Below are 23,917 nucleotides of genomic sequence, written 5' to 3'. Positions count from 1 at the left end.
GCGGTTCCCCCGGCGGCCGCCCCGGTTACCTCACTCGCGGCCGCCCCTTCATCCACCCAGGGCGGGTTGACGTACTGCAACGCGACGTGACCGGCCGGCCCCAGCCGCGCCCGAACATCCTCCGACGCCAGCATGACCTTGCCTTCCCCGTTCGCGACCGGTATGTAGATGGTTTCCGGCATGTCCCGGGTGAAGACGCAGGGACTGCCGGGGTTCCTGCGCAGGTAGACCCAGCGGCACTCGAACTTGCCGGAGTCGTTGTAGAACACCGTCGCTTCCTGCCGCCTGGCGCCCGGTTCCGTCTGGGGCAGCAGCCCCATCTTGACCAGCACCTGGAATCCGTTGCAGATGCCGAGGATGAGTTTGCCTTCCCCGATGAACGATTCCACGTCCTCCATCAGCTTGCACTGCATCTCGTTGGCGAGCACTTTGCCGCCGGAGAGATCGTCGCCGTAGGAAAACCCACCGGACAGGACCAGCACGTCGTACTCGGACAGGCGACGGCGCCCCTGGATGAAGGCATTGATGTGGACGGGATCGACCCGCTCCGCGCCGGCGAGGCGGAAGGCGTGGGCCGTTTCCTCGTCGCAGTTGATCCCCGCGGCGCGCAGTATCAGGACCGAGACTTTGGACATGGATGCTCCCGGATCGTTATGGCCCCCCGCGCGGCGTCACCACCGCAGCGGCCGCTGCCATGCTTCCTTCAATATGGACAATTCCGTAGATACGATCTCATCGCCGCCCAGTCCGCGCACGAGAAAGCGGTCCTCCCCGGTCACGGTCCCTGCGCGGCCGAACGGGCTTCCTTCCATCAGGGCTTCGAAGTCGGCTTCCCGGCCCCCGGGTACCTCCACCACGAAGCGGCTGTTCGATTCGGAAAACAGGACGGTGTCGTCGCGGTCCGCTTCCGGATCCCGAGGCACGGCGTCCAGGTCCAGGGCCATGCCGTATCCGCCCGCGAAGGCCATTTCCGCCGCGGCCACGGCGAGGCCGCCCTCGGAGCAGTCGTGACAGGCGGCCACGATGCCTTGCGAAATGGCCTCGTGCAACCGGTTCATGGTCCCGCTCCCTGCAATGGCGTCCACGGTCGGCACGTTCCGCCCGACGAATCCGAGCATGCGGTAGTACCGGGAACCGCCCAGTTCATCGCGCGTGCGTCCTACGACGAAGATGCTGTTTCCAGGCGCCTTGACGTCCATGCTGACCGCCTTGCGCACGTCGTCCATCACGCAGATGGCCGAGATGAGCAGCGTGGGCGGGATGGCGATGGTCCTTTCGCCGTCGGAGAACTCGTTGTAGAAGCTGTCCTTCCCCGAGATGAAAGGCGTGCCGTAGGCTACCGCGACGTCGTAACAGGCCTTGGCCGCGCGGACCAGCGCGGCGAGGCGGTCCGGCTTGTCCGGATTGCCCCAGCAGAAGTTGTCCAGCAGTGCGGTCCGGTCGATACGGCCCCCGACGCAGGTAATCTGGCGGAGGGCCTCGTCGATGGCGGATGCCGCCATCCAGTACGGGTCTACATCGCCATAGGAGGGGTTGATGCCGTTGGCGACGATGACGCCCCGGTCCGACGAGAGCACGGGGCGCACGACGGCGGCGTCGCCCGGGCCGTCGTTGCGGGCGCCCTGAAGCGGCTTCAGCACGCTTCCGCCCTGTACCTCGTGATCGTACTGGCGGACGACCCACTCCTTGCTCGCCACGTTCCAGGATGACAGCAGCCGGACCAGGCTCTGCGCGGGACCGGGACGGCCGGCCGCGGGCGGCTCGGGATGGTCCGGTGGATCCCACCGGGCCGTCCGGACGATGCGCGGCACCCCCTTGTGCAGGAACTCCATGTCCAGGTCCGCGACGGTAATCCGGCTTTCTCCCGCATCGGGCTTATGGGTGACCCTGAGACGCCGGTCGCCGGTGAATTTGCCGATCACCGAGGCCTCGACGTCTTCGCTCGCGCAGAGGTCGCGCAGGGCATCGATGTGCTCGGGGGGAACGGCCAGGATCATGCGTTCCTGGGATTCCGAGAGAAAGATCTCCCACGGTTTCAGGCCGCCGTATTTCAGGGGCGCCTTCTCCAGGTGAACTTCCGCGCCCGTATCCTCTCCCATCTCGCCGATGGCCGATGAGAAACCGCCGGCGCCGCAGTCGGTGATGTTCCGGTAGAGCCTGCGGTCCCGCGCCTGCATCAGGACGTCGAGGATCTTCTTCTCCTCGATGGGATTTCCGATTTGAACGGCCTGCGTGGCGGTGGATTCCGAAGCGTCTGTCAGTTCGATGGATGAGAACGTGGCCCCGTGGATCCCGTCACGACCCGTCCGCCCGCCGATGGTGACGACGAGATCGCCCGGTTCGGCGGATTTATCGCACCGGTCGACCGGGATGATGGCCGCGGTGCCGCAGTATACCAGCGGGTTGCCCAGGTACCGCTCGTCGAACAGGATGGCCCCGTTGACGGTCGGTATGCCCATCCGGTTGCCGTAGTCCCGGACGCCGGCCACGACGCCCTTGAAGACGCGTTTCGGGTGCAATACGCCTTCCGGCAGACCGTCGTAGGGGAAGTCGGGCGGCGCGAAGCAGAAGACGTCCGTGTTGAATATGGGCTTGCCGCCCAGGCCCGTCCCGAGCGGATCGCGAATGACCCCGCCGATGCCCGTGTTGGCGCCGCCGTAGGGATCCAGCGCCGAAGGATGGTTATGCGTTTCTACCTTGAAGACGAGATGATAGTCTTCGTCGAATTCGATGATCCCGGCGTTGTCGACGAACACGGATACACAGCGGTCGTTCGGCCCCTGGGCCCGGCGGATGTCTTCGGTCGCCTTCCTGATAGTGCGGGCGAAGAGGTTGTCGATGCGCTCCTTCTTACGGCCCGATACGTAGTCGATGACCCCGTTGAAGACCTTGTGCTTGCAGTGCTCGGACCAGGTCTGGGCCAGCGTCTCCATTTCGACGTCCGTCGGGTCGCGGCCAAGCGCATCGAAATGGCGCCGGATCGACCGCATTTCCTCCAGGTTGAGCGCCAGCATGCCGTCCCGGCTCAGCCGCGTCATTTCATCGTCGGTCGCCTTCAGCAGGGAGAAGGTCTCGACCGTGTGGTCGGCCTCGAAGGTCATTGGCCCCCTTCGTAACATGCGTATCTTTCGATCACGTCGTTGGCCAGCAGCCGACGGCATATGGTGTCGACCTGCGACCGGATGAGCGGACCCGCCAGGATGTAGCCCCGCCCTGTGTCCACCGATTCTATCCCCGCGACGCCCAGGTCGCGGCTGCCTTTCAGCGCCGTTTCGCCCACGGCGTCGGTTACCCCGGACCTGAACCACACTTCCACGCCCCACTCTCCGGGAGCGACCGGCAGGCCCGTGTCGGCGATTTCGAGATGTTCCTGGGTGACCGGATCGGCAAGCAGACCGGTGGTGATCCGGTCCAGTTCGGCGGCCGACAGCGCGCCGTGGAGCGCGTAGAGCCGGACGTGCCGAACGGCCTCGACGCCCCCGATGCCCAGGTCGAGGATATCGCCGCGGAGCCCTTCGCCTACGGCGTCCACCACGTCTTTCCTGTTCACGACGGCAATACGCCGGGTCTTCGATTCCGCGGTCATCCGCTGTGGTTTCCTTCGCGGGAAGGTTCTCCGTTCGTGGGTCGGCGTCCGGTTTTGAGCGTGCCCAATCTATCCACCGGCCCTGCGCCTGTCAATCTTAAAGGGAAAACACTTGACTTGACGGGCGTTTCGGTGTAATTTATCTACGCTGGGACCGTTCGTCCGGGCCAGTCCTTGTCGATGGTCCGCATGGTCCGTGCATGTTGGATTGCGGTCGTATTCGACGGCGGTCCTTTCCGGTTCCCACTGGCTTAAGCAACGACGCAATTTCAATTTCGAACGCGCACCCGCCGGAATGTCCTTTCCGTCTGTCTGACGATGGCGTCTTTGCCGCTCGCATATTCTGGACAGCTTTTACAGGACCCTGTATGGCACGCATCGTTCAGCACACCGTTTACACCACAATCGATCACGGGGTAACGGGTAACGGGCCCGCATAGGCCGGAGCGGACGGGACAGAAGCGCAGTGCGCATGTCGCGAGGGGGAGGTGAGGGAAGATCGGCACATCATACCAGGAATCCTATGGAAACGGGGCCAGGTACGAACAGGCGCTCTACCGCTATCTGGCCGAAATGTCCAAGTATCCCTTGATCACGGCCGAGGAGGAAGTGCGGCTGGCCCGTTTGATCAAGCAGGGCGACCAGAATGCGCTGGACAAGCTGGTGAAGGCCAATCTCAGGTTCGTCGTCAGCGTGGCCCGTCAGTACCAGAACTACGGCCTGCCCCTGCTGGACATGATCAACGAGGGTAACATGGGCCTCATGCGGGCCGCCAAGAAATTCGATGAAACCAGGGGCTACAAGTTCATCTCCTATGCCGTCTGGTGGATACGCCAGGCCATCATACAGTCCATAGCCAACCAGTCGAGGACCGTTCGCGTCCCCGTCAACCGCTCCGAAGAACTTCGCCGCATCAAGCAGACCTCAAAGCACTTGCAGCACGAACTCGGCCGCAAGCCCGATATCGATGAAATCGCCGAGGAAATGGATATTTCAGTCGAAGAGATCAACGAGGCCCTCAGTTCGTTCAGCCACTGCATTTCCCTGGACGTACCCTTCAATCACGACGACGACCGCAGCCTGCTCGACCTCCTGCCCGACGAAATGCAGACGGCGCCGGACGAGAGCACCATGCTGCAGTTCCTGAAGTCGGACGTCGGCAAGGTGCTGGACACCCTGCCGCCCCGCGAAGCGGAAGTGATCCGCCTGTACTTCGGCGTGGGTTCGGAAAGGGCCCACACCCTCGAGGAGATCGGCATCCGTTTCGGCCTGACGCGGGAGCGGATCCGCCAGATCAAGGAACGGGCGCTGCAGCGTCTTCGTCACGCGACCCGCAGCGGCAAGCTCAGTCCCTACCTCCGGGACGACGACTGACAGGGGCATGTCCTGCCGCTTGAATACCGCACGCAACCCCGGCGCGCACGCCTGCCCGCCGGGGTTTTTTCATGGGCGGCAGCAGCCCGGAACCGACCGTTCCGGTGCGAAGAAAAGAGTTGTCCCCATCCGGCCGCTCCCTTAAGTTTCATGGTTGGAGTACAGGCCGGTATAGCGTGCCGGCGGGACGCCGAACCAAGGATTTCAAGACCATGATCACCCCGATCAAGAACCTGATCGCCAGCGCTTTCGGGACCAAGCACGACCGGGACGTCAAGCGCATGGAACCGCTCGTCGAGGCCGTCAATGAATGGGCCGACGAATACCAGGCGCTCGACGAAGCCCAGTTCCCTGAAAAAACACGGGAGTTCCGGGCCCGGTGGGAGGACGGCGAGGAACTGGACGACATCCTTCCCGAAGCCTTCGGCCTGGTCAAGGAAGCCTGCAGGCGCATGATCGGCAGGTCGTGGTTCGTCCCCGGCCAGGGCGACATGGTGTGGGACATGACGCCCTACGACGTGCAGATCATCGGCGGGATCGTGCTCCACGAAGGCAAGATCGCCGAGATGGCAACGGGAGAGGGCAAGACGCTCGTCGCCCTTTTCCCCATGTATCTCAACGGACTGACCGGACGCGGCGCCCACCTGGTGACGCACAACGAGTTCCTCGCCAAGCGCGACCGGGCCTGGATGGGACCGGTCTTCGAGTTCCTCGGGCTCACGGTCGAGTGCCTGCAGAACAACGATCCCGACGTGGAGCGGAAGAAAGCGGGCTACCAGGCGGACGTGACCTACGGGACCACCAACGAATTCGGTTTCGACTACCTCCGGGACAACATGAAGTGGCGTATCGAGGACCGCGTGCAGCGGGGCCACCCTTACGCGATCGTGGACGAGGTGGATTCCATCCTGATCGATGAAGCGCGCACGCCCCTCATCATCGCGGGCCAGGTGAGCGAGTCGAACACCGGCAAGTACGCCGAATCCCTTCCGGACGTCCAGAAACTCGTACGGGCCCAGACCCGTTTCGCGGCGAAGATCGTTTCGGAGGCGGAAGCGATGCTGGAGAACGAGGAGGACGACTACGACGCCGGGATCAAGCTGCTGCAGGCGCAGCGGGGCATGCCGAAGAACAAGAAACTCCTGAAGCTGCAGCAGGAACCCGGCATCAAGAAGCTGATCCAGCAGGTAGAGGGGGACTTTATCCGGGAGAAGAAGATGCCGGTGCTGGACGACGAGCTCTTCTTCACGGTCGACGAGAAGACCCGCCATACCGAAATCAACGAGAAGGGCCGGGAGCTCCTTTCGCCGGGCGAACAGGAACTCTTCATCATTCCCGACCTCGGCGAAGGCATCGTGGAAATCGAGTCGGACGCCAGTCTGAGCGAGGAGCAGCAGGGCGAACGGAAAGCCGAACTGGAGAAACTCTACGCCGAACGCAGCGAACGCATCCATAACATGCACCAGCTGCTCCAGGCCTACGCGATCTACGAAAAAGACATCGATTACGTCATCGAGAACGGGAAGGTCGTCCTGGTGGACACATTCACGGGCCGGCTGATGTACGGCAGGCGGCTGGCCGAGGGCCTGCACCAGGCCATCGAGGCCAAGGAAGGCGTGAAGATCGAGCAGGAAACGCGCACGGTCGCGTCCATCACCATACAGAATTACTTCCGCATGTACGACAAGCTGGCGGGGATGACCGGCACGGCCGTTACGGAGGCGAGCGAATTCTTCGCGATCTACAAGATGGACGTGGTGGAGATCCCGACCAATCAACCGGTCCGGCGCACCGACCACGACGACGTGGTCTTCCGCACCCGCCGTGAGAAGTATAACGCCGTCATCGATGAAATCGAGGAATTGAACGAAAAGCGCCAGCCCATCCTGATCGGGACCACCTCCGTCGACGCCTCTGAAACGCTGAGCCGCATGCTGAAGCGCCGGGGGATCAAGCACAACGTGCTGAACGCCAAGTTCCACCAGCAGGAATCCGAGATCATCGCGAAGGCGGGCCAGCCCGGTTCGGTGACCATCGCTACGAACATGGCGGGCCGGGGCACCGACATCAAGCTCGGCACCGGCGTAGTCGATCTCGGCGGCCTCCACATCATCGGAACCGAACGCCACGAAGCCCGGCGCATCGACCGCCAGCTCCGCGGACGTTCCGGACGCCAGGGGGACCCGGGTTCGTCGCGGTTCTACCTCTCGCTCGAGGACGACCTGATGCGACTCTTCGGCTCCGAGCGCATCGCCTCCGTAATGGACCGACTGAAGATACCGGACGGAGAAGTGATCGAGCACTCCATGGTGACCCGATCCATCGAACGGGCCCAGAAGCGGGTGGAGGCCCAGCATTTCGACATGCGGAAGCACGTGCTCGAATACGACAACGTCATGAACCAGCAGCGCGAGGCCGTGTACGACCGCCGCCTGCTCGCCCTGGAGCGCAAGAACCTCAGGGAAGACGTCGTCGAGATGATCCGCGGCGTGGCGGAAAGGAAGGTGGCGGAATACACCGATCCCAAGACCTATCCCGAGGACTGGGACCTGGACGGGCTGAGCGGCGACCTGGCCCGGAATTTCCACGTGGCCGTGGCCGTGGCCGAGGAGGAAATGGCGGATCTAAACGTGGAATCACTGGTTGAACTGGCCAACGAGAAGATGCTCGAATCCTACGAGCGGAAGGAAACGACCCTGGCGCCTTCGCCGGAACTGATGCGCGACCTGGAGCGCTTCGCCACCCTGCACGTCATCGACAACGCCTGGCAGGAGCACCTGTACGAAATCGACCGGATGCGGGAGGGCATCGGCCTGCGCGCGTACGGGCAACTGGATCCCCTGATCCAGTACAAGAAGGAAGCCTACGCCATGTTCGAGGAGTTGTGGGACCGGCTGGACGAGGAGATCGTCAAGACCGTCTTCAATGCCGAACTGGCCGAAACGCGCATGCCGCGCCAGGAAACCCCGACCAATATGCGGGCGATTCACCAGGAAGCCCCGGCCATGGCCGGCATGGCCGGCACGGCCACGGAAGATCCCGACGCGGAAGCCGGCGTCCAGCAACGCGGACGGTCCGGTCGGTCAAGGCAGGCCGGACGGCGCGGCGGCCACTCCGACAGGGACCCGTCCCGTCCGGTCAGGGTCGAACAGAAAATCGGCCGCAACGCGCCCTGTCCCTGCGGCAGTGGGAAGAAGTACAAGAAGTGCTGCGGAGCGGGCGTCGCCTGATACCGGCGGACCCGAGTCGAGGCGACTTTATGTCCGGCTCGCGCGTCCGGCTCGCGGAAATGCCGGGTTATTCCTCTTCGGCGCCGATCTGGCCAAGGTCCAGATCCAGTTCCTCGCGCCGCTGATTCTTGGTGATCCTGCCGTCCTGCACCCACAGGATGCGGTCTGAAACGTCCAGCATCTTCAGATCGTGGGTCGCCGAAATGATCGTCACCTGCTTTTCCTGGTTCAGTTCCCGCAACAGCTCGATGATCTCCCGTCCCGTCTTCCGGTCCAGGTTGCCCGTGGGCTCGTCCGCGAGGACGATGGCCGGATCGTTGGCCAGTGCGCGGGCCACGGCGACGCGCTGCTGCTGCCCGCCGGACAGTTCCAGCGGCTTGTGCTGGACCCGTTCGCCGAGCCCCACCAGCGTCAGCAGATCGACGCCTTTGTCGATGGCCTCGTCCGTCGCCAGGCCGGCGAAAATCATCGGCAAGGTGACGTTCTCCAGGGCGGTCATGACCGGGATCAGGTTGAAGGTCTGAAAGATGTAGCCGATCTTGCGGCACCGCAGCCAGGCCAGTTCGTAGGCGTCCAGTTGGGCGACGTCGACCTCGTCGATATAGACCTTGCCCTCCGTGGGCTTGTCCAGCGCGCCGATCATGTTGAACAGGGTGGACTTGCCCGAGCCCGACGGGCCCATGATGGAGATGTACTCCCCGCGCTGGACCTCCATGTCGATGCCCTTGAGCGCCTCCAGGGAGAGCTTGCCCATCTGGTACACCCGCTTGACCCCGCGGGTGCGCACGATATTCTGGGTTTCGGTATCCGGCGCGTCCATTACCGCGGTCTGCTCTTCAGTCATTTCCCGCCCCTTTCAGGTCGACTTTCCGGTTTGATTCCATCCAGCAAGTTGTTCCGGTGGTATGCCCTCGTCAGACTTCCGTGCGCATGGCGTCGGCCGGCGGCATCTGGGATGCCCGGTACGCGGGGTACAGCGCGCCGATGATGGCGAGCCCCAGTCCGGCTCCCAGCGAATACAGGCCGCTCTGGGCCACCTCCAGTACCGGAAACAGCACCAGGGGATCCCATCCATAAGAGGTCATCATCGAGATCAGCATGAACAGGCAGCCCATGATGACCCCGCCTACCGATCCGACCAGTCCCTGGAAGGTGGACTCCAGCACGAAAAGTTGAATGATGAACTTGTCCAGGGCCCCCAGGCACTTCATGGTTCCGATTTCACGGTACCTTTCGGTCACTGACATCAGCATGGCGTTGGTGATGCCGACGACGCACACGAGCAGAGAGAGGGAAACAAGCCATACCTGCTGCGTCGCAGAATCGCCGTCCGCGCCCTTCTGTTCCAGCAATGCCCGGACCTGGGGGGAACCGCCTTCCACGAGCGCTTCATTGATGGAGGCGCTGGTCAGGATGGACATGAGAAAGGCGATGCCGAAGAAGATGCCTCCGATCGTGATCAGCGACCGCCAGAACCGGATCCTCAGGCTGCGGAAACTGATTTCGATCGCCTTGGACAGAGGCAGCGATATCTGTTTCTCCGTCGTGCCGGCCGTCGCGGTCGATTCCGTCGTCATGCGTTCCTATCTCCTTTTCTGTTTGCCACGGCCAGCCCGATCAACCCCTTCTCCGTGAGTTGTTTCAGGTACGTCAGCGTGGAGACCTCCGCTTCCTTGCGTTCCAGCTTGTATTCGGTCCGGATCGTCGATATGACGTGGTCTACCGTATTTTGCCCGTCACACAACCCCCAGAGGAACGAACCGATCCGGTCCAGCACCACCGTCCGCCGGCTCGGCACGTAGAACATCCGGGACATGGTGTTGATCCACCAGGTCTTGCGCCTCGGAATGCCCAGCACGATCTCCCCGTCGGAGTTCTCCTCGCAGGTCAGCTTCTCATTGCGAACCGGCTTCGCGCGCAACAACTCCCTTCGGGGCAGCGGGGGCGGCTTCTTTCGAAACAATTGCATGGTTACGACCCCGAGATCAGTGGCAGACCACCGTACCGGCTATTTCATCCAGAAACTCGGGCCGGTGCGATTCGTCCAGGTGTCGCAGCACGTATATCCTATTGCCATCGATACAATGCCAGCCGCGACAACTCAATGGTTTTTTTCGCGGTCGCCGCCACGGCAGCCACGCCATGCGGCTGTGCACCGTCTCGGGATCCACGCCCTGGCCCGTCCCGCCGATGGACGGATGTCCGCCCGTGGAACCGGCATCGTCGATCCAGACGTCGATTTCGCTGCTATAGGTGTCCTGGAACCAGTCCGGGAACGTCCGGCCCTCCAGGTGCATTTCGGCAAGGCTCATCCGTATCAGTTCCAATCTGGCGCCGCCGCGCTGGAAAGTCAACTCGATACGGCCCGTCATGAAGGAGTGTTGCTTCAGGACGCAGTCGGACGGCAGCTCGATGCGCAGCCCGTACACGGCCCAGGTGGCGGTGTCGCCGCGCGCATGGTCGTCCAGGGTGCTCAGCAGTCTCGAGGCCCGGGTCATCATGGACTCTCCCCCCCGTCCGAGGACCTGGGCGAAGACCGTGCGGCCGCAGGTTTCGCACATCCACAGGCAGCCGTAGGCCTGCAGGGGCTCGGGTCCTTCCGTCCGCCAGTGAAACCCCTCCACCGTCCGTTCCGCCAGTACGGATTCGTCCTTGATGAGCGCCAGGTCGCGCCGGATCTTGACGGGCGGCGCCTTCTTCCCGCCCTTTCCGGTGAGGTTCTTGAGATACCTCGCGACCACCTGATCGGGCGCTTCCCGACCGCGCGTGCGCTCCCATCTCAGCTCGAAACGGGGCATCTCCGTGTCGTCGAGCCGCAGATAGCCCGTCGTAAAATCGCCCGATACCGCGCCGATGCTCCAGTCTTCGGGCCGCTCGAACGACAGGTGATGCCAACCGGTGACCGCCCATTTCGATGCCCCGCGATTCATGTGACCGTTCTTTCCCGCCGCGCGAATTCCAGGATGTAGTGCAGGCCCGATCCGACCACGCAGCAGAGGGCCGCCCAGAGAGCCCACGTTCCGTACGGCTGCCACTCCACCACGTAGAGGGCCAGCGCGACGCCCATGGCCAGGGTGGTCAGCTTGCCGACCCGGTCGGCCGGCAGGACCACGTTCCCGGGCTTGAGATACAGGTACGCGCCCGCAATCAGAATGGACAGGTCGCGAGCGATGATCAGCGCGGCCGCCCAGAGCGGGAATTCCCGGAACAGGACCAGAAAGACCGACAGGCTGCCGACCAGGACCTTATCGGCCAGCGGGTCGAGTACCAGCCCCCATCGGGATGCCCAGCGGAAGCGGCGCGCCAGGTAACCGTCGGCCGCGTCCGTCAGAAAGGCGCACCCGACGAGTACGTACAGGGCCAGGCGCGCATCCCCGGCGAAACTCCAGTAGATGAACGGAACGGCGGCGATGCGCGAAAGGGACAGGATATTGGGCGGTGTCCAGAACCGTCCCGTGCTTCCGTTCCCTTCGGAATCCGGACTCATGCCGCCGTCCTTCGCGGGATCAATTGGTTCACACGACCGCCGTGCGACGCAGCATCTCGCGGGCGTGGGAAAGGGCCATGGCGTCCACCGTCTCCCCGGCCAGCATGCGCGCGATTTCCCTGACCCGTCCGTCCTCGTCCAGGTGATCGACCAGCGTGATCGACCTGCCGCGGGCCGATTGCTTTTGCACGGTGAAATGCGTACGGCCCCAGCAGGCCACCTGGTGAAGATGGGTGATGCACAGCACCTGGTGGTCCCTGGAAAGCAGCTTCAGTCGATGACCGACCGATTCGGCGATGCGGCCTCCGATCCCGATGTCCAGTTCGTCGAATATCAGCGTCGGCATGCGGTCGGATTCGGCCAGGATCACCTTCAGCGCCAGCATGATGCGGGAGATCTCGCCGCCGGATGCGATGCTCGCCAGCGGCTTCAGGTCCTCTCCGGCATTGGGCGATATCAGGAATTCTATCCGGTCCATCCCGTGGGCGTCCACGCGGAAACCGCGTCCGTCGATCCGCAGCGGGCCGTCATCGGACTCCTGCCACGTGATCCCGACCTGGAAGCCCGTCTTCCCCATGCCCAGTTCCGCCAGTTCCGCCACGACCCTGCCTTCCAGCTTGTGGGCAACCAGTCTGCGCCGGTCCGACAGGGCCTTCGCTCTTTCGGCAAGGTCACGCCGGGCCGCTTCCACTTCCTCGCTCAGTCGGTTCCGGCGTTCGTCGGCCGTGTCCATCCGTTCCAGTTCTCCGGCGATCCGTGCGCGGTGGGCCGCGACCTCCTCGAGCGTGGCGCCGTACTTCCGCTTGAGCCGCCCGATGAGATCCAGCCTGTCCAGCACCTCTTCCAGGCGCGCCGGGTCGTATTCGACGCGGTCGCGGTAGCGCCGCAGGAAATCGGTGCAGTCGTCGAGTTGGTAGCGCGCGGTGCGCACGCTTTCGAGGGCCTCGCCGAGCGAGGGGTCGATGCGCTCCGCTTCCTCCAACGCGCGGATGACGCGGACCAGACCGTCGACGAACGCTCCATCGCCCTCGGAGAGCGCCTCGGAAGCCTCGGAAGCGACCCGGATCAACTGTTCCGCGTGCTCCAGGACGGCCCGCTCCCTCTCCAGTTCCTCGTCCTCCCCCGGCGAAAGGTCCGCCTGTTCGAGCTCGTCGAGCTGGAAGCGGTAGAGTTCCTCCCGTTCCCGGGTGGCGGCGAGTTCCTCCTCCAACAGCCGCAGGGCCTCCGACCGTTCGGTGAACCGGCGGTAGGCTTCGGCGACGTGCTGCTTCGGCGTTCGCACGTCCTCGAAACCGTCCAGGAAGTCCCGGTGCGTCCGCGGGTTCAGCAGCGTCTGGTGATCGTGCTGTCCGTGCAGGTCGACCAACAGGACGCCCAGTCTCCTGAGGACGGAAACGGTGACCAGGCTGCCGTTGATCGTGCACCGGTTGCGCCCGTCGCGGCTGACCTCCCGCCGGATGATCAGCCCATCCTCCTCCGGGTCCACGCCGATCTCAGACAGCAGGTCCCGCAGTTGCGGGTCGCGCTCTCCTTCGAACAGCCCCTCGACGATCGCGGACTTCGCACCACCCCGTATGGTGTCCGACGCGGCCCGGCCGCCGAGAATGAGTCCCAGCGCGCCGATCAGGATGGACTTCCCGGAGCCGGTTTCACCCGTAAGCACGTTCAGTCCGGGGGTGAACTCGATGTCCACCTTGTCCAGGAGCGCGTAGTTTGTGACCCTCAGGTTCGCGAGCATAGGCTACAACATGAACGGCTGGACCGGGTTGTTCAGCGTTCCCCCCATTTCAGCTTCGTGCGCAGGACATCGTAAAAGGAACGGTCCGTGAACCGGATCAGGTGTATGGTGTGGTCCGCCCGGTAAAGCTCGACCGTGCTGCCTGGCTGGATCACCACGTTCTCCTGGCCGTCCACGGTGAGCAGGAGATCGGGATGGTCCGCCCGGACTTCGATCCGGATGCGGTCCCGCGCGGCGAGCACCATGGCGCGGTTGGAAAGCGTATGGGGACAAATGGGCGACACGACGATCGCTTCCATGTCGGGCGCCAGAATCGGGCCTCCCGCCGCCAGCGAATAGGCCGTGGAACCGGTCGGGGTCGACACGATCAGACCGTCGGCCATGACATCGTTGACGTATTCGTCATTGATATAGATGCCCAGTTCGATGACCCGGCAGATCGCGCCCTTGTCGATTACGATATCGTTCAGCGCCGAAAACGCGCTGTTCGCGATCCGTCCCTGCAGGACCAGTCGCTTGTCCAGCGTGTACCGTCCGTCGAAGACGCGTTCGAGGGCGTCGTCGAGATCGCCGGGCGTCGTCTGCATCATGAATCCGAGCTTTCCGGAATTGATGCCGAGAATGGGGGTGCCGGAAGCGCCCACCAGGCGCGCGGTCTTGAGCAGCGTGCCGTCCCCCCCGATGGCGATGACCCAGTCGACGTCTTCCACCGCGCGTTCGTCCGAATCCACGACCACGCACTCCCTGCGGGCTACTGCCTCGCCGGCCGTGGCCGCCAGGTCGGCCGCGAGCGTCGGCTTACCGGACCGCGACGTTATCAGCCGAACGAGTTCCGGTATCAGTCCGGCGACCACGGGCCGTGCCGGATTGGCGATGATGCCCACGCGATGCATCAGAAGGTCCTTCCGATCAGGTACTCCGCCCAGTTGACCAGGTACCCCTTATAAGAAGAGTCGGGAATCGCGTCGAGATTTCGAATGGCATCGGCCACGCGGCGTTCCATGAGCGTCCGGGCGTGGTCGAGACCGCCGTGGGCCAGGATGAGATCGCGGACTTCCGCGATCTGCTCGTCAGTAGCCCCCGGTTTTCCGACGACGTCGAGCAGAAACCGCCGCTCGGCGGGCGAAGCCTTGTGGTAGGTGTGGACGAGCAGCAGCGTGCGCTTGCCTTCCCGGAGGTCGGAGCACACCGGTTTCCCCAGCGTGGCCTCGTCGGCCGTCAGGCCCAGGATGTCGTCCTGCAGCTGGAAGGCCACGCCGCACTCGCCGGTGAACGATGAAATCGCCCGCACCATGGGGTGGTTCCGATCCGGCGTATTCAGGCCGATCATCGCGCCGGCCGCGCCCGCGAAGGCATAGAGCGCGCCGGTTTTTCGCCAGAACATGTCGATCACGGCCGCTTCGTCCAGGCTGTCCATGGGCGCCTTGGCGTACTGAATGTCCAGCGCCTGTCCGCCGACGAGGGCCAGGAGAACTTCCGTCTCCAGGTAGCGGATGAGTTCGATCACCACCTCGTCGTTGTCCGCGTCCGCGTCGTACAGTTCGGTCAGGAGTCCGGTAGCCCACCCGTGCTGGACCTCGCCGGTCATGATCCCGATGGACAGGCCGTAGTGGGCGGCTTCCCTTTCGTCGAAAGCCCCGCCGGCCAGTGCCCGCCGCCGGAACTCCTCGTGGACGGTGGGCGTGCCGCGCCGCAGCGCGTCCCGGTCCATGATGTCGTCATGCACGATGGTCCAGGTATGGAACAGTTCCACCGCGACCGCCGCGGGTGTTGCGGACCGCTCCCGGCCGCCCACGGCGCCGCAGGAGAAGTAGAGCACGCAGGGACGAAGCACCTTGCCGGACGCCTTCAGGTAGCTGAACACCCCGTCGTGTATGTCCTCCGGGACGAACAGGACTTTACGGCGGTCAGCCTCCAGGTACTCGCGCACCCATTCCTTGCGTATGGCCAGCGCGTCGAGGAAGTCCTGCTTCCCCGGGGTATCGGTCATATACGACGCCATTCATCTGGTTCGGAATCTAGAACTGCAGGTCGTTGCCCTGGCTGGGCGGCGATTCCGGTTCGAAGGGCTCGATGACGAACCGGCCGTTCTCCACGCGCACCAGCTTGCGCACGTGTTCGTCCGCCGCGTTCAGCTGCCGGGTGCAGATCCGGGAAAGCTCGATGCCCTCCTGGAAGAGGGCGAGTGATTCATCCAGCGGGAGATCGCCCTGTTCCATGCGTTCGACGATGTGCTCGAGGCGCTTCAGCGCCTCCTCGAAAGTAGGTTTTTCCTTATCGTTCATCCTCGGTATCCCGTCGGTCAGGCAGTTTCGGTGGTATTCGAATCATCGAACAGGCCGAATGTGGCCGGAGCTTCCTCGCGCCGTTTCCCCCGGGCGGCCTCAGTCGGTTCCGCCCCGTCATGGAGGTGCTCGACCCGGCAGAACGCTTCGCCCTTGCGCAGGCGTACGTTCACGCGGTCGTCGACGCTGAGTTCATCCGCGTCGCGGACGATGCGCCCGTCCGACGCGCGCTGGCACACGGCGTATCCGCGTTCCAGGACGGAGAGCGGGCTGAGGGCCTGGAGCCGTCCGGCCAGTCCGCCGACCAGCTGGACGCGTGTTTCGTGGTCGTGGAAGCACCGGTCGGCCAGGCGGCGGGTCAGTTCATCGGTAAACTGGGCGTACTGGCCGATCTGGTCGACGGGCCGCCTGAGTCCGTAACTGGTCAGTGCCGTGACAACGCGCTGACGGGACCGGTCCAGGTACCCCGTCATGCTTCCGCAAAGCCGTCTCAACACGGCCTCCGACCGGTCCTTCAATTCCCGCAGATCGCGGACGACGATTTCAGCCGCGCCCGACGGCGTGGGCGCCCGGAGATCGGCCGCGAAGTCGGTCAGCGTGTAGTCCGTTTCGTGTCCCACGGCGGAGACCACCGGGATCCGGGACTGGAAGACCGCCCGGACCACCGCCTCTTCGTTGAACGCCCACAGGTCCTCCACCGATCCGCCTCCCCGGCCGACGATCAGCACGTCCACCGCGCCGTAGTCGTTCAACTCTTCGATGGCGGCCGCGATTTCCGCCGCGGCGCCTTCGCCCTGCACGGGTGCCGGCCGGAGAATGATCGAGACCCACGGCGCGCGCCGGCGCAGGACTTGAATGATGTCCCGGATCGCGGCGCCGGACGCGGAGGTGACCACGCCCACCCGCTCCGGGAAGGAAGGCAGCGCCTGCTTGTGTTCCTCGCGGAACAGGCCTTCTTTCTCGAGCTTGGCCTTCAACCGCTCGAAGGCCGCCTGGAGCGCGCCCGCGCCCACGGGCTTCAATTGCTGGGCGACGAGCTGGTACTGTCCCTGCACGTCGTAGACGGAAAGGGCGCCCCGCGCCAGGACCTCCATGCCGTCTTCGGGTTCGAAGGTCAGTTTGCGGTTCGCCGACCGCCACATGACGCAACGCAACTGGCTGCGGTCGTCCTTCAGCGAGAAGTAGGCATGACCGGACGAGTGCCGCTTGTAGTTGGAGATTTCACCGGATACCGACACGTAGGGAAACGATTCTTCGAGGAGCGACTTGATCCCCGCGGTCAGTTCGGTTACGGTCAATACGCTGTTGTCGTCCTCGTTCACCAAGCCTGGCCTTCCTCCCTCGCCTGTTCCGGCAACACCCCTACCTGGCGATTTCGACCGCCCGGGTCTGCCGGATGACCGTCACCTTGATCTGGCCCGAGTATTCCATCCGGGCCTGGATCTTGCGGGCAATTTCCGTGGCGAGCTGGACCGCGCGGAGGTCGTCGACTTCCTCGTGATCGATCATGACCCGCACTTCTTTTCCCGCCTTCATGACGAAGGCTCTGGATACGCCGTCGAAGGAGCTCACCAGCCGTTCCATCTCCCGGAGCCGGCGGACGTACTTTTCCAGCGGTTCCCTGAGCGCGCCGGGCCTGGACATGGAGAGGGCGTCGGCGGTTCTGACCACGACGGCCATGGGGGTGGTCTCTTCCGGGTTTCCGTGGATGGCGTCAATGCATTCCAGCACTTCGGACGGTTCTCCGTACTTCTCGGCAACCGATCTCCCCAGTTCTCCGTGCGCGCCTTCCGGGCCGCCTTCCACGGCCTTGCCGATGTCGTGCAGCAGTCCGCAGCGCCTGGCCAGGGTCACGTCCAGGTCCAGTTCCTGCGCCATGATTCCCGCCAGCTCGGCCACTTCGCGGCAGTGATGCAACGCGTTCTGACCGCCGGTCATCCGGTACTTCAGTTGCCCGAGCAGCATGGCCAGCTCGGGACGGACACCGGTAATGCCCAGGTCGAAGAGCACCTGGTCGCCCGTATCCTGGATCAGATCGCTGATTTCTTCCTGGGTCTTGGAGACGACCTGCTCGATGAATCCAGGATGGATTCTCCCGTCCTGGATGAGCTTCTCCATGGAGAGCTTGGCGATTTCGCGGCGCATGGGGTTGAACCCGGATAGGACGACGGCATTGGGGGTGTCGTCGACTATGACGTCGATCCCCGTCGACATTTCGAACGCCTGGATGTTGCGTCCGTCGCGCCCGATGATGCGTCCCTTCATTTCGTTATCGGGCAGGGATATGACCGACGTCGTCGTTTCCGTCACGTGATCCAGCGTGTACTTCTGCATCGCGTGCGTGATGATTTCCCGGGCTTCGACCTCCGCGTTCTGGCGGGCTTCTTCGATGATGCTGCGGGCTTGCTGGCCGGCTTCGGCGCGTATCCGGGCGTCGATGTTGCTGAGCAGCGCCTTTCTCGCCTCCTCCGTCGTCATGCCGGCGGATTGCTCGAGTTGTTCGGTCTGCCGCTTGATCAGCTGATCCAGCCGCTCTTCGGATTCCACCAGTTTCTCGTCCCGCTCCTGCAGCGACTGGAATTGCTTCTGAATGCCTTTTTCGCGCTTGGCCACGTAGTCGGCCTTGCGCTCCAGGTTCTGCTCCCTGATCGAGATCCGTTTTTCGACGCGCTGGAAGTCCTGGCGGGTCTGGTTGCTTTCTCGCTCGAATTTTGCCTTGGACTGGTAGGATTCCTCCTCCATTTCGATCCTGGCCGTGTTCTTTATCGTTTCAGCTTCTTCCACCGCCTCTGCGAGGATGCTCTCTGCCAAGCGCTCCATACTGTCCGTCTTACGTTTTTCGACACGCTTTCGAATGAACCATCCGAAGAGAAACATGATCAGGGCGGTGCCTGCGTAGAGACTGATCGTCACAAGCATAGTGGCAACCACCTTCTTCAGTTATTACGGTTGTTCCGGACATGGTCCGTTCCTCAACAAGATCGGTCATGGTCTTCCTTCTCTTCATCCTGTTCAGGAACCTGGTGCTCCATCAACTCGTCCATGCGCCGGATCAGTTCCGCGATCCGATCGTGATGCATGGACTCCGATTCGACCTGGTTCTGCTGTTTTTCACGTTCCTTGTGCAGTTCGTCGGCGATCCTGATCGCCGTGAGGACCGCCACGCTGGTGAGGGACTGCATGGTCACGCTGACGGGTACCTCGCGCATGCGCTCGTCCACGTAGGCGGCGATCCGCTGGATGTACTCGGCTTCCTCTTCCGCCTGGATCGGATATTCGGTCCCGCAGATGTTGACGCGTACGGTGACTTTCTCGTCATCCATAATGGGTCCATCCCGGTGAGCAACCGGCCTGGAAACGCATGCCGGACGCAAGGCGAACGGCGGCGGACACAACAGGAACTGCTCCGGACTGATCTTACTCGATGACGTCCAGGCGCGACAGCATCGTGTCTATACGGGCCTTGATGTCGTCCTGCTTGACGCGCAACGTCTGGTTTTCCTGTTCCAGTTCTTCTTTCGAGGTAGCCGACTGCTCCTGCCGCTGCTGCAGTTCCTGGACCTGCGTCTCGAGGTTCTGGTTCCGGCCGCGCAGATCCGCGTTTTCGTCCTTCAGGCGCTGGATCATGTCGATCATCGATTCGATCCGGCCCAGCAACAGCTCTATGGATTGTTCTTGCATGAATCCCTCCGCAAAAGTGTATTCCAGCGCGCCTCGACGACGCTAGGAGCGAAGTTCCGCCCTGTACCGGCTCACCAGGCGCCGCAGCACCTTGTCTTGAAGCCGCGTGACTTCAGCGTCCGTCAGCGTCCGTTCTCCGGACCTGAACCGCATGGCGTACGCCATGCTCTTGCTTTGGGCCGCGATCTGCGTTCCCCGGTACACGTCGAACAGTTCGACCGATTCCAGGAGGTCGCCGCTACACGCGCGGATTTCATTCAGTATGTCCCGATGAGTAACCTCTTCGGGCACGACAATAGCCAGGTCTCTCTCGACCGCGGGGTACTTGGGCGGCGCACGATAGGTCCTTCGATCGGACGCCTGACCGAAGAGGACGCCGCAGTCGATCACCCCCATCCATACGGGTTCCCGGATCTCGTAATGGTCGAGAACCCGGTGCGACACCGCGCCGAAACGGCCGGTCCGCACCCCGTCCGCGAGCAGTTCGCCGGTCCGGTCCTCATCGAATAGAGGATCGATCTTATCATACGGGACGGTTTCGACCCTGTCAAGTCCTAACCGGCCGAGCAGCGCCTCCGCCAGACCCTTCAAATCGAAGAAATCGAAGGCCCCCGGAGGGCCGTCCCAGTGCGGGCTGTGGCGGTGCCCCATGACGGCGAAACAGAGGTGCTCGGGTTCGTCGGGAAGGCCTTCTTCATTCGCCCAGAAAACGCGCCCGGCCTCGAATATTCGGATGTCCCGTACCTTGCGATTGGCGTTCCAGCGCACGACGCCCAGCACCGAGGCCGCCAGGCTCGTGCGCATGGCGGAGAGTTCAGGACTCAGGGGATTGTCGATTATGACGCTGGGACGGTCTGGATCGATGAGCCGGTTCAGGTCCGGGTGCAGGAGACTGTGGGTGACCACCTCCGTGAAACCGAACCCGGCCATCGCGTCGCGCAGGCGCCGCTGGTCGTCCTGCTTGCCGCGGCGGGCTTCCTCCCGTTCCCGGGCTTCGGCCGAATCGTCGCGGGGCGGCGCCGAAGCCACCGGTTCGATCTTGTCGTAACCATAGAGGCGGGCGACCTCCTCGATCAGATCCACTTCGCGAACCACGTCCCGCCTGAACGACGGCACGCCGACCTCGAGATCCGCGCCGTCGGTCCGCACGTCGAACCGCAGCCGGCGCAGCAACGCAGCGATCTCGTCGCGGTCCAGGCCAGTGCCCAGCAACCCGTTTACGCGGCTCGTGCGCAACCGGATCGCCGGATCGGGTCCGGCCGGGGTCCGGACGTCGATCATGCCTTCCGCCACCACGCCCCCGGACACCTCGGCGATCAGTCCCGCAGCCCTGCCCACGGCCTCGCCCTGCAGTTCCGGGTCCATGCCCCGTTCGAACCGGCGCGACGCGTCCGTCTGCAACTGCAGCGCCTTCGAACCCCGCCGCACCCGCACCGCGTCGAAACAGGCGCCTTCCAGGAAGACTCTGTCGGTTTCCGGGGTGATCTCGGTATCCAGTCCGCCCATCACGCCGCCGACGCCGATGCCCGTTTCGTGGTCGGCGATCATCAGCACCTCGCCGTCGAGGGTACGGTCCACCCCGTCCAGGGTGGTGAAGGCCTCCTTTTCCCCGGCGCGGCGGACCACGATGCCCCGTCCCGCCAGCCGGTCCAGGTCGTAGGCGTGCAGCGGCTGTCCCATTTCAAGCATGACGTAGTTCGTCACGTCGACCACGTTGCTGATGGACCGGATCCCGGCGGCTTCGATCCGGCTCTTCAGCCAGTCCGGCGAAGGCCCGATCCGGACGCCGGTGATCACGCGCCCCACGAACCGGGGGCAGTCATCGGGGGCGTCGACGCGGACGCTGGCCAGGGTATCGACGGGAGAACCCGCTTCATCGACGCCGCCGGACGGCAGGCGCAGTTCGCCGCCGGACAGGGCGGTGATCTCCCGGGCCACGCCGACCAGGGAGAGGCAGTCGGGGCGGTTGGTTCCCACGTCGATGCTCAGCACCGTTTCCGGTCCGCCCACGATGTCCTTCAGGGGCTGTCCGGGTTCGACGCCGGCATCGAGCACCATGATGCCTTCGTGGTCGTCGGACAGGTTCAGTTCGGCCTCGGAGCAGATCATCCCGAAGGACTCCACCCCGCGGATCTTCGCTTTCCGGATCTCCATGCCGCCGGGCAGCACCGCGCCGACCCGCGCGACCGGCACCTTCTGGCCGGCGGCCACGTTCGGCGCCCCGCAGATGACCTGCAGGGACTCGCCCCCCACGTCCACGGTGCAGAGGGAAAGCCGGTCGGCGTTGGGATGGCGATCCACACGCTCCACGTGTCCCACGACGAACCCCTCGAAGTCACTGCCGACCGTATCGACGCCGTCGACTTCCAGGCCGGACATGACCAGCCGGTCCACCAGTTCTTCGACGGACCACGGGATGTCGCAGTACGCCTGCAGCCACGAAAGGGGGACTTTAATCACCATGAGACGCTTGGCTCCTTGCCGGTGACACCTGGCTCCTTGCCCGGACGTCCGGCGCACTCACGGACGAACCGCGCTCAGTTTCCTTCGAGCTGGCGCAGGTCGTTCTCCAGGAACATGTGGATGCTGTCGATCCCGTACTTGAACATGGCGAGGCGGTCCAGCCCCATGCCGAAGGCGTAGCCGGTGTATACTTCCGGATCGTAGTCCACGAATCCGAAGACCGCCGGGTCGACCATGCCGGCACCGGAGATCTCCAGCCAACCCGAGTGCTTGCAGATCCGGCAACCTTTGCCGCCGCACGCGACACAGGAGAAGTCGTACTGTACGCTGGGTTCGGTGAAGGGGAAGAAATCGGGGAGGAAACGGACCTTGACCTTCCCGCCAAAGAGCCGCTGGGCGAAGTAGGTCATGTCGCCCTTGAGCTGCGCCATCGTGACCCCTTTGTCCACGTACAGGCCCTCGCACTGGTGGAAAGTGAAGGCGTGGGTGGCGTCGGGGTTCTCGTGGCGGTAGGTGCGTCCCGGCACGATCACCCGCACCGGGGGCTTCTGGTGTTCCATGACCCGGACCTGCACCGGCGAGGTATGGGTCCGCAGCACGATGTCGCTGCCGAGGTAGAAGGTGTCCTGGGTATCCCGGGCCGGGTGGTCGCGCGGGATGTTCAGCGCTTCGAAGTTGTAGTAGTCCCACTCCACCTCGGGACCGTCCACCACCGAGAAACCCATGTCCCGGAAGATCTCGGTGACTTCCTCACGGATCAGGGTCAGGGGATGCTTGCTTCCCAGGGGCGGGGGGCGTCCCGGCAGCGTGACGTCCAGGGCGCCGGCCGCGGTTTCCCCACCCGCTTCGCACGCCGCCCTGCGCGCTTCCAGGGCTTCGCCGATGGTCTTCTTGGCCTGGTTGACCCGTTGGCCGATGCGGGGGCGGTCCCGGGGTTCCGCCTTGCCCACGGACCGCAGGACGCGGGTCAGGTCGCCGTTCTTCCCCATGTACCTGATGCGGATATCTTCCAGGTCCGACGGGTCGACGGCGCGGGAGATTTCCTCCAGCGCCCGGGCTTCAATCGCTTCTGCTTCCTGTACCATGGATGGTCCGGTCCCGGTCCTTCAGCGGTCTACGGTGGTCTAGCGTCAGGAGACCTGCGCTTTGGCTGCGTCTGCCACCACGGCGAAGGCGGGCGGATCGTTGACGGCGAGTTCGGCAAGGAGTTTCCGGTCGATTTCGATCCGGGCCAACTTCATGCCGTGTATGAGTTGACCGTACGTCAGGCCGTTGAGCCTTGCCGCCGCGTTGATCCGGGTGATCCACAGACGGCGGAAATCGCGACGGCGCCGGCGGCGGTCGCGGTACGCGTAGGCCCAGCCGCGGTTGACGGCTTCGCGGGCGGTCCGGTAAAGCCGGTTGCGGCGGCCCCAGTATCCCCTGGCCAGCTTGATGGTTTTCTTGCGCCGCCTGTGCGAGGCGGTGGCGTTCGTGGCACGTGGCATGTTTGCTGTTCCTTAAATTAGTTCGGCGTCCCAGGCTGTGCGGTCAGGCACACCATGACTATTAGTTCGGCATCATCCGTTTGAGGCGCGGCGTGTCGGCCTTGCTCGCCATGGCGGTGCCACGAAGGCTTCTCGTGCGCTTGCCGTTCTTGGACAACTTATTATGGGTCGCGTGGGAATGGCTGCGTTTGAACTTGCCGGAGGCGACCTTCTTGAAGCGTTTCGCCGCGGCTTTCAACGTCTTGATTTTAGGCATGATCTACTCCTGGTATCTACCTGGGCATGAGGACCAGCGACATGCTGCGGCCCTCCAGTCTTGGCCGCTGTTCGATGGTACCCACGTCTTCCAGTATCTGCGCCATGTGCTCCAGTTTCCGCTGGCCCAGTTCCACGTGGGTCATTTCACGTCCCCAGAACCGCACGGACACCTTGACCTTGTTCCCGTGCTTCAGGAAATCGCGGGCCTGCTCGGCCCGGTACTCCAGGTCGTGTTCGCTGATCTTGGGCGTCTTGAAGCGGATCTCCTTCAGTTGCGTCACGTGCTGCTTCTTGCGCGATTCCTTTACCCGCTTGCTCTGCTCGTACT

At 63.8% G+C, this 23,917-nt stretch carries 21 protein-coding genes and 1 pseudogene; 2 read left to right on the top strand and 20 right to left on the bottom strand.

Annotation, left to right across the window (positions count from 1 at the left end):
* Positions 1–635: phosphoribosylformylglycinamidine synthase subunit PurQ (locus F4Z81_03565; protein ID MXW04129.1), on the bottom strand; the 635-nt coding region annotated here is incomplete at its 3' end.
* Positions 636–671: 36 nt separating this feature from the next.
* Positions 672–3,586: pseudogene (gene purL / locus F4Z81_03560) on the bottom strand (phosphoribosylformylglycinamidine synthase subunit PurL).
* A 573-nt stretch (positions 3,587–4,159) separates the two neighbouring features.
* Here purL and F4Z81_03555 point away from each other — a divergent pair.
* Positions 4,160–4,960 (top strand): RNA polymerase sigma factor RpoD/SigA, encoded by an 801-nt coding sequence (locus F4Z81_03555; protein MXW04128.1) that lies wholly within the window; start codon positions 4,160–4,162, stop codon positions 4,958–4,960.
* A 212-nt stretch (positions 4,961–5,172) separates the two neighbouring features.
* On the top strand, positions 5,173–8,190 hold the full coding sequence (secA, locus tag F4Z81_03550; GenBank protein MXW04127.1) for a preprotein translocase subunit SecA: 3,018 nt from the start codon (positions 5,173–5,175) through the stop codon (positions 8,188–8,190).
* Between the two features lie 67 nt (positions 8,191–8,257).
* Here the strand turns inward: secA and F4Z81_03545 are convergent, their stop codons facing one another.
* From F4Z81_03545 to infC, 18 genes are all read right to left on the bottom strand, one after another.
* Positions 8,258–9,010: an ABC transporter ATP-binding protein gene (locus F4Z81_03545; GenBank protein MXW04126.1), complete on the bottom strand. Its 753-nt coding sequence runs from the start codon at positions 9,008–9,010 to the stop codon at positions 8,258–8,260.
* Positions 9,011–9,104: 94 nt separating this feature from the next.
* Positions 9,105–9,767, bottom strand: coding sequence for an FtsX-like permease family protein (locus F4Z81_03540; protein MXW04125.1), 663 nt, complete (start codon positions 9,765–9,767; stop codon positions 9,105–9,107).
* Complete coding sequence (locus tag F4Z81_03535) at positions 9,764–10,159, bottom strand: PqqD family protein (protein ID MXW04124.1); 396 nt, start codon at positions 10,157–10,159, stop codon at positions 9,764–9,766. Before F4Z81_03535 ends, F4Z81_03540 begins: the two co-directional genes overlap by 4 nt.
* A gap of 16 nt (positions 10,160–10,175) precedes the next feature.
* Positions 10,176–11,120: a hypothetical protein gene (locus F4Z81_03530; protein ID MXW04123.1), complete on the bottom strand. Its 945-nt coding sequence runs from the start codon at positions 11,118–11,120 to the stop codon at positions 10,176–10,178.
* Positions 11,117–11,677 (bottom strand): CDP-alcohol phosphatidyltransferase family protein, encoded by a 561-nt coding sequence (locus F4Z81_03525; protein MXW04122.1) that lies wholly within the window; start codon positions 11,675–11,677, stop codon positions 11,117–11,119. The genes F4Z81_03530 and F4Z81_03525 overlap by 4 nt, the downstream gene beginning before the upstream one ends.
* Positions 11,678–11,705: 28 nt before the next feature.
* Positions 11,706–13,415: a DNA repair protein RecN gene (recN, locus tag F4Z81_03520; GenBank protein ID MXW04121.1), complete on the bottom strand. Its 1,710-nt coding sequence runs from the start codon at positions 13,413–13,415 to the stop codon at positions 11,706–11,708.
* 32 nt (positions 13,416–13,447) lie between these two features.
* Positions 13,448–14,308: an NAD(+) kinase gene (locus F4Z81_03515; GenBank protein MXW04120.1), complete on the bottom strand. Its 861-nt coding sequence runs from the start codon at positions 14,306–14,308 to the stop codon at positions 13,448–13,450.
* Positions 14,308–15,417: a polyprenyl synthetase family protein gene (locus F4Z81_03510; protein ID MXW04119.1), complete on the bottom strand. Its 1,110-nt coding sequence runs from the start codon at positions 15,415–15,417 to the stop codon at positions 14,308–14,310. Before F4Z81_03510 ends, F4Z81_03515 begins: the two co-directional genes overlap by 1 nt.
* 16 nt (positions 15,418–15,433) lie before the next feature.
* Entirely contained in the window at positions 15,434–15,700 is a 267-nt protein-coding gene (gene xseB, locus F4Z81_03505) for an exodeoxyribonuclease VII small subunit (protein ID MXW04118.1), read from the bottom strand.
* Between the two features lie 17 nt (positions 15,701–15,717).
* Positions 15,718–17,022, bottom strand: a complete 1,305-nt coding sequence (xseA, locus tag F4Z81_03500) for an exodeoxyribonuclease VII large subunit (protein ID MXW04117.1) — start codon at positions 17,020–17,022, stop codon at positions 15,718–15,720.
* A 40-nt stretch (positions 17,023–17,062) separates the two neighbouring features.
* Positions 17,063–18,619 (bottom strand): ribonuclease Y, encoded by a 1,557-nt coding sequence (gene rny / locus F4Z81_03495; GenBank protein MXW04116.1) that lies wholly within the window; start codon positions 18,617–18,619, stop codon positions 17,063–17,065.
* A 53-nt stretch (positions 18,620–18,672) separates the two neighbouring features.
* Positions 18,673–19,023 carry a cell division protein ZapA gene (locus F4Z81_03490; protein ID MXW04115.1) on the bottom strand — a complete coding sequence of 117 codons (351 nt, stop codon included), beginning with the start codon at positions 19,021–19,023 and terminating at the stop codon, positions 18,673–18,675.
* 94 nt (positions 19,024–19,117) lie between these two features.
* The gene (gene zapB, locus F4Z81_03485) at positions 19,118–19,381 is read right to left on the bottom strand and encodes a cell division protein ZapB (GenBank protein MXW04114.1); all 264 of its coding nucleotides are present in this window, start codon (positions 19,379–19,381) and stop codon (positions 19,118–19,120) included.
* Between the two features lie 42 nt (positions 19,382–19,423).
* Positions 19,424–21,844 (bottom strand): phenylalanine--tRNA ligase subunit beta, encoded by a 2,421-nt coding sequence (locus F4Z81_03480; protein MXW04113.1) that lies wholly within the window; start codon positions 21,842–21,844, stop codon positions 19,424–19,426.
* A gap of 74 nt (positions 21,845–21,918) precedes the next feature.
* The gene (gene pheS / locus F4Z81_03475) at positions 21,919–22,929 is read right to left on the bottom strand and encodes a phenylalanine--tRNA ligase subunit alpha (GenBank protein MXW04112.1); all 1,011 of its coding nucleotides are present in this window, start codon (positions 22,927–22,929) and stop codon (positions 21,919–21,921) included.
* 45 nt (positions 22,930–22,974) lie between these two features.
* Positions 22,975–23,331, bottom strand: coding sequence for a 50S ribosomal protein L20 (gene rplT, locus F4Z81_03470; protein MXW04111.1), 357 nt, complete (start codon positions 23,329–23,331; stop codon positions 22,975–22,977).
* A 61-nt stretch (positions 23,332–23,392) separates the two neighbouring features.
* Positions 23,393–23,587, bottom strand: a complete 195-nt coding sequence (rpmI, locus tag F4Z81_03465; GenBank protein ID MXW04110.1) for a 50S ribosomal protein L35 — start codon at positions 23,585–23,587, stop codon at positions 23,393–23,395.
* A gap of 16 nt (positions 23,588–23,603) precedes the next feature.
* The coding region (infC, locus tag F4Z81_03460; protein MXW04109.1) for a translation initiation factor IF-3 at positions 23,604–23,917 on the bottom strand (314 nt) is incomplete at its 5' end.

It is taken from the genome of Gemmatimonadota bacterium (assembly GCA_009835325.1).
GTDB lineage: Bacteria > JAAXHH01 > JAAXHH01 > JAAXHH01 > JAAXHH01 > JAAXHH01.
Note: the sequence above shows the minus strand (reverse complement) of the source record. Positions and strands in the feature narration are given on the sequence as shown.